Genomic DNA, 3139 nt, shown 5'->3' with positions numbered 1-3139 from the left:
GGCGGCGTGTATTCGCCGTCCGGACGGTCCGGGGCGGGGGCCGGTTCCATCGGGGAGGTCGGGTCCGGCAGGGCGAAGGCGTCGCGAGGAGTCGCGGTCGAGCCGTCGCTCACCCCGTCGGCCTGTTCCTCGTCCGTATCGTCCGCGTTCGCTTCGCCGGCGTTCTCCGATTTGAAGTCGAACGGTTCAGGGGCGGGCGGATCCGGCTCAGCGAGGCTGCGGCCGGTCGCTTCCTGCAACGACCGGCTGATCTCGATGCTCCGCTTCACCCCGCCGTCGGCGACGAACGTCAGCACCGGGGTGTAGCGGGTCTCCAACCGCTCCGCGATCTTCGCCTGGAAGAACCCCTTGGCACTTTCGAGACCCTCGATCGCCCGGTCCTCCGCGGCTTCATCGCCCAACACGGACACGTACACCTTGGCGGTGCGGCCGTCGGGGGCGACGTCGGCATCCAGCACGGTCACGCCCCGCACGCGCGGGTCGCGGATGCGGAACAGCACCTGCGTGCTGACCACTTCCCGGACCGCCCGGTTCAGCTTCGCCAGTTTTCGGGACTTCGCCAACGCGGGGGGACGGGTGGAAGGTGAACGTACGGGGTGGAAGGGGCAAGTTCACGCCGAGGCTCCGCGGAGCCTCGGCGTGCCGGAAAGCGGGCTTACCGGCCGCGACGACCGCGGAACTGGCGAACGACCGGCTTGGGGGCGTCCGGGTTGGTCGGGGCGTCCTCGCCGAGCGCCTCGGCCTCGAGGGCGGCCAGTTCGCGGGCCTGCTCGGCGGCTTTCGCCTCCGCCTCGGCCTGTTCGAGCGTCCGCTTCACTTCCTCGACGCGGTACGCCTCCAGCAGGTCGCCTTCGCGAACGTCGTTGAACCGCTTGAGCCGGATACCGCACTCAAAGCCCTCGCGGACTTCCTTCACGTCGTCCTTCTCGCGGCGAAGCGAGGCGATGTCGTAGTCCCCGATGACTTCCTGATCCCGCACCACGCGGCAGCGGTTGTCCCGGGCGATCGTGCCGCCCAGCATCCGGCAACCGGCGATCGTGCCGAACTTGGAGGTCTTGAAGGTGGCCAGCACCAAGGCGCGGCCGGTGGGAATCTCCCGCTGCTCGGGTTTGAGCAACCCTTCCAACTCGCCGCGGATGTCGTCGATCACCTCGTAGATGATCTGGTAGTCGCGGATCTCGACGCCCTCCCGGTCGGCCAACTGCTCGGCCTTGCCGTCGGTCTCCGTGTGGAAGGCGATGATGACCGCCGCGGAGGCGTCCGCGAGGCTGACGTCGGATTCGTTGACCGGACCGACGCCGCTGTGCTTGAGCCGCACGCGAACCTCGGGGTTGTCGAGCTTCATCAGCTCGGCCTTCAACGCCTGCAGCGAACCCGGCGTGTCCGCCTTGAGGATCAGCGGCAGATCGGTCGTCTCGGACTCGCCGCGAGCGGCGGCCATGATCTCCTCGAACGTCTGCGGACGCTGGTTCATGCTGGCCAGCTCCTCGCTGCGGCCGACGAACTTACGGCTCTCGGCCAATTCGCGGGCGTCGTCGAGGCTCTTCAGCACGAAGAAGTGGGCGCCGGCTTCGGGCACTTCGTCCAGCCCCGACACTTTGACGGGGGTGCTGGGACCGGCCGATTTGATCGGCCGATCCTGATCGTCGTACATCGACCGCACCTTGCCGTAGGCGCTGCCGCACAGCACGACGTCGCCGACTTTCAACGTGCCGTTCTGCACGATGAACCAGGAGACCGGCCCGCGGCCTTCGTTGCGGAAGGCTTCGAGGCAGGTGCCGACCGCGTCGCGGTCGGGGTTCGCCTTGTACTCGTTCAGTTCCGCGGTCAGCTGGATCGTCTCCAGCAGGTCGTCCAGGCCTTGGCCGGTCTCGCCGGAGGTCCGCACGACTTCGACGTCGCCGCCCCATTCCGCGGGGAGCACGTCCTGATGGGCCAGCCCCTGCAACGCCTTCTGTTCGTCGACGCCGGGCAGGTCGATCTTGTTGAGGGCGACGATCATCGGCACCTCCGCCGCTTTCGCGTGGGAGATGGCCTCTTCGGTCTGCGGCATGACGCCGTCGTCGGCGGCGACGACGAGGATGACGAGGTCCGTCACGTTCGCCCCGCGGGCCCGCATCTCGCCGAAGGCGGCGTGACCGGGGGTGTCGACGAAGGTGACGGGTTTGCCGTCGTGCGTCACCTGGTACGCGGCGATGTGCTGCGTGATGCCGCCGGCTTCGCCCGCAGCGGTGTTCCCGCTGCGGAGGCGGTCGACCATCGTGGTTTTGCCGTGGTCGACGTGGCCGAGGATCGTGACGACCGGCGGACGGGGCGCCAACGCACCTTCGTCCTCGTCCATCTCCAGCAGCGCTTCGAGTTCCGCCTCGAGGTCGCGGCCGGACTTGATCTCCAGTTCGACGCCGAGCTCCAGCGCGATCTCGAGCGCTTCTTCCTCGGTGAGCGAGTCGTTCATCGTGGCCATGCGGCCGGCCTTGAACAGCACCTGCAGGATGCTGTTCGCGGGGCGACCCATGTCCTCCGAGAGGCTCCGCACCGTGATCGGCACGGTGGCGACGGCTTCGTTCTCGTATTCAACCGGCGCCCGATTGCGGCTGCGACGGCGACGCATGCCGGGCGGGAAGCCCCCGCCGGCTCGCGGACGACGCCGGCGACGCTGGTCTTCGACCCGTTTGAGTTGTTCGAGCCGGCGCTGTTCCAGCAGGCTCTTGGCGTCCGCCTTGCCGGCGCCGCCGCGGAGGGCGCTTTTCCGTTGGCCGGTCGCCACGCCGATGACGTGACGGGACAGCGGACTCTGGCTGTCCATCATCTCCTTGGTGAGCCGCACTTCGGGCTTCTGAGCCTTCGGCTCGTCCGAGGGCTTCGCCTTGCCCTTGTTGCCCGGACGAACCGGGGCGGCGGGTTCGGGCGGACGAGCGACCGCGGGGCTGGCGATCTGCGGACGCTTCCGCTCCCGCGCTTTCTTGGTGGTCTGAACGACGCCGATCGCCGTCATCTCCCGGGGACCGCTGCTCCGCATGCGATCGCGAAGCGAACCGCCCGGCTTGGCCGGCCGCTGCGGAGCCGCCGGGGCCGCGGGTTTGGCCGGCTCGGAGGCGGCGGCCTTGGTTTCCGGCGGGGCCGCTGCTGGCTTCGGAGC

General features: G+C 69.0%; 2 protein-coding genes. Both read right to left on the bottom strand.

Features of this window, described 5'->3' with window-relative positions:
- Positions 1-563: 30S ribosome-binding factor RbfA (gene rbfA / locus LzC2_RS20930; RefSeq protein WP_171189970.1), on the bottom strand; the 563-nt coding region annotated here is incomplete at its 3' end.
- Between the two features lie 92 nt (positions 564-655).
- Positions 656-3139 (bottom strand): translation initiation factor IF-2 (gene infB, locus LzC2_RS20925; RefSeq protein ID WP_171189969.1); only part of this gene is annotated, 2484 nt, incomplete at its 5' end.

The sequence above is a fragment of the Alienimonas chondri genome (assembly GCF_013036045.1).
Classification (GTDB): Bacteria; Planctomycetota; Planctomycetia; order Planctomycetales; family Planctomycetaceae; genus Alienimonas; species Alienimonas chondri.
This window is presented reverse-complemented; position numbering and strand designations above follow the sequence as displayed.